Raw genomic sequence first — 3,082 nt, forward strand, 5'->3', positions numbered from 1 at the left:
AGTCATTAGTCATTAGTCATTAGTCATTAGTCATTAGTCATTAGTCATTAGTCATTAGTCATTAGTCATTAGTCATTAGTCATTAGTCATTAGCCGGAAAGAAGAGGGAAGTCAATCGATTTTAGATTTTAGATTTTAGATTTTAGATTGACCCCACGGATCAATGCGGGGGCTTGAGGATTTTAGATTTTAGATTTTGGATTGATTCCACGGATAAATCACGTGGCGGGTACCATCAAGAAATTATTGGTCAGAAAAGCCAATTCTCCATTATCAATTCTAATCTCTTATCGTTTTGATTTTTTTTGAGCTGTAATGTTCCGCCCAAGTACCCATAAACTTAAAAAGGTCGCTCGAACACCGCCACCGCCGGAGGTCGATCGATCTTGCAGGGACAGGGCATCAGTCGATCGCACTCCAAAACCAGCCCTTGCCAGAATGTCGGAAATAAAATGCAGCTTTTATATTGATCTACTGCTGGTGTCTTGACAAAATGCACCCAGAGTCTTATGATTGGAACACTGATTGGCTGGGACGGCAAAAACCCACAAAATAACTGGCTTTTCTAATAAAGTTAAAAACAAAATATTGATGGTTTTAGAGACCAACCATGCAAAGTCAAAGTTACTCATTTCTAACTGAACAAATAGTAGAGCGCATATTTTCGTCCGGCGAACTTACTCGCGATGACAGACAGCGAATTAAGTCAATGCTTTTAAATGAGTCGATCGGCGAAAATGAATTGAGCTTAATTGAAAGAGTCATGGAAGGCGTAGTCAAGGGAATACTTGACGTGCTGGATTAGTTTAGAAGTGACCCTCACCTATCTAAATGTAGGGTGCGCCGGACCGCGCACCTTACCCTAATTTTAAATAAAATCGAAAATCGAAAATTTTGTCACCGTTCTAAAAATCCTCATCGGGGCCCTCATCCTCACTTTGAGCGCGACGCACAAGTTCAGAAGGAGGCCTATCGTTACTCCAGGCCCACCACGCGCCGCCGCACTGGCAGCGGTAAAATTCTTGCCACTTGCGGCGGTTGAACTCGGTGTATACTGGCGATCGGCGATTAATCCAGACCTCAGTGGCCTCCGTACAGCTAGCGCCGCACTTGGGACAGCAAAACTCTTTAGCGTGAACCGCCGTCGCCGTCCATTCAGGAGGATGTGGAGCAAAAGCTTCCATGTGTTAGAGTTTCTATCTAAACTGCTGGTAATTACGGCAAATCAAGGGTTGCGAAAGATCCGCAGACTGGGGAAGGACCTAAGCAATGACATAAGTACGCTGTTGAGTGCGTAAGTTATCTGCCCGTTATTTTTTTTAACATTTGCCGTCAGATGAATAGTATAACTGATGTGGTGCAAACCGTCGATCGGCATTCTGAACTATTTCAAGGACTAGGCTCATGTCTATCTACAATCTTATCTCGTTTTTGGGAATTTTTGGCTTGTGTGCGATCGCCTGGGTTTTTTCAGAAAACCGCAAAGTTCAGTATATACCTTGGCGCGTCATCATCTGGGGCATTGGCCTGCAATTAGTCTTAGGATTTTTAGTATTCCTGTTCCCCCCAACTCGCATCGCCCTAGAGTGGTTTACTGGCTTACTGGATGGAGTATTCCTCGCTGCTGACGCTGGAGCAAGATTTGTATTCGGGAACAATATTGTACCAAAACCTGGTCAAGAGCCGGCAATTAATTTAGGATATATTTTTGCGTTTCGAGCTTTACCGACAGTCATCTTTTTTTCTGGCCTGATGGCCTTGCTATACAACATCGGCGTGATTCAAATTATCACCGAATTTTTTGCCAAAATCTTTTATAGGACAATGCGGTTGAGCGGCGCGGAAGCCCTCAGCGGTGCGGCTAATATTTTCGTAGGAATTGAAGCGGCAATTGTTGTCAAGCCTTATTTGCCAAAAATGACTCGTTCGGAACTTTGTGCAATCCTCTCTTGCTGTTTTGGGACTGCCGCTTCTTCAACTTTAGCAATTTATGTTAGTTTTTTAAAGCCAGTTTTTCCAAATATTTTAGGGCATTTAGTTTCAGCTTCAATTATCGCCATTCCCGCTTGTTTCGTCCTCTCCAAAATCTTAGTCCCGGAAACAGGCGTCCCCCTGACAATGGGCGGCATTCCCAAGGAAGAACCGCAGCCTAAAGGCCGCGAGTTGGTGGGCGAAGAAATTTCAGAAATGGAGGAAGAAGAATTTAAACAAGAGACTGTTGGGGGAGAACCCATCGAACGAGTCAGCCCTTTGGATGCAGCAATTATTGGCTCCTTGGACGGTGTAAAAATGGCGGTAGCTATTGCCGCTGTTTTGATTTTAATCTTAGGCTTAGTTTCCTTAATCAATCAATTCTTTGGCTGGCTGGCAATTTTGCCCAGCCCAATTGGTGACTTGTTCAAAGTTGTCACCTTAGCCAACATTCTGGGAGTCTTATTTTATCCCCTGACGCTATTAACAGGAGTTCCTTTAGAGGACTCTTGGCAAGCGTCAGTAATTATCGGTCGCAGGTTGTTAGAAACAGCGATTCCGCCCTATCAAAGTTTAGCAGAAGCATCGGCAAAAGGACTGGTGAGCGATCGTACAGTGTTAATTGTCAGTTACGCCCTTTCCGGCTTCGCCCACTTAGCCTCCGTAGGCATATTTGTCGGCGGTACGATCGCCCTAATTCCATCCCGTCGCAAAGACATATCCGAGCTCGGTTGGAAAGCATTATTTGTCGGCACCTTAGCGACAATGATGATCGCGTGCATTGCCGGCACCTTCGACACGGGAGACACGAGCATTTTAGGCGCTAAGACAGCCCCTGCTGCACCGCTAACCGCCCCTAATTCTCCCAAAGCGCTGCCATCCCCAGCCGCGACTTCCAAGCCGTCAGTTGCCCCAGCAATTGCCAGTCCGAAGCCTTCGCCGAAGGCAGAAAAAGCAACTCCGAAAGCTAAAGAATCTCCCAAATCTGACTCCAAGAAAAGCCCTTAAATAAGCGGCGGGAAAAGGACACCGTACCGTGCCCATTGGTGTCAACAAACACGTTAAACCGATAGTCCGACAGGGGTTGAAACCCCTGCCTCAAAGCTAAAGT

The 3,082-nt window shown here is 45.7% G+C and carries 4 protein-coding genes; 2 read left to right on the forward strand and 2 right to left on the reverse strand.

Annotation, left to right across the window (positions count from 1 at the left end; genetic code table 11):
- Positions 1 to 340: 340 nt before the first annotated feature.
- The gene (locus QUB56_RS36600) at positions 341 to 499 is read right to left on the reverse strand and encodes a hypothetical protein (RefSeq protein ID WP_332961257.1); all 159 of its coding nucleotides are present in this window, start codon (positions 497 to 499) and stop codon (positions 341 to 343) included.
- 111 nt (positions 500 to 610) lie between these two features.
- Between QUB56_RS36600 and QUB56_RS36605 the strand changes: the two genes are divergently transcribed.
- Positions 611 to 805 (forward strand): hypothetical protein, encoded by a 195-nt coding sequence (locus QUB56_RS36605; RefSeq protein ID WP_332961258.1) that lies wholly within the window; start codon positions 611 to 613, stop codon positions 803 to 805.
- Positions 806 to 905: 100 nt separating this feature from the next.
- Here QUB56_RS36605 and QUB56_RS36610 read toward each other — a convergent pair whose 3' ends face one another.
- Positions 906 to 1,184: a hypothetical protein gene (locus tag QUB56_RS36610; RefSeq protein WP_332961259.1), complete on the reverse strand. Its 279-nt coding sequence runs from the start codon at positions 1,182 to 1,184 to the stop codon at positions 906 to 908.
- A gap of 220 nt (positions 1,185 to 1,404) precedes the next feature.
- Between QUB56_RS36610 and QUB56_RS36615 the strand changes: the two genes are divergently transcribed.
- Entirely contained in the window at positions 1,405 to 2,979 is a 1,575-nt protein-coding gene (locus QUB56_RS36615; RefSeq protein ID WP_332961260.1) for a nucleoside transporter C-terminal domain-containing protein, read from the forward strand.
- Positions 2,980 to 3,082: the final 103 nt, after the last annotated feature.

The sequence above is a fragment of the Microcoleus sp. AR_TQ3_B6 genome (assembly GCF_036702785.1).
In the GTDB taxonomy this organism is placed as follows: Bacteria; Cyanobacteriota; Cyanobacteriia; order Cyanobacteriales; family Microcoleaceae; genus Microcoleus.

Coding starts and splice junctions, on each gene's coding strand:
- QUB56_RS36615 (WP_332961260.1), top strand. CDS start 1,405: ATGTCTATCTACAATCTTATCTCGTTTTTGGGAATTTTTGGCTTGTGT.
- QUB56_RS36610 (WP_332961259.1), bottom strand. CDS start 1,184: ATGGAAGCTTTTGCTCCACATCCTCCTGAATGGACGGCGACGGCGGTT.
- QUB56_RS36605 (WP_332961258.1), top strand. CDS start 611: ATGCAAAGTCAAAGTTACTCATTTCTAACTGAACAAATAGTAGAGCGC.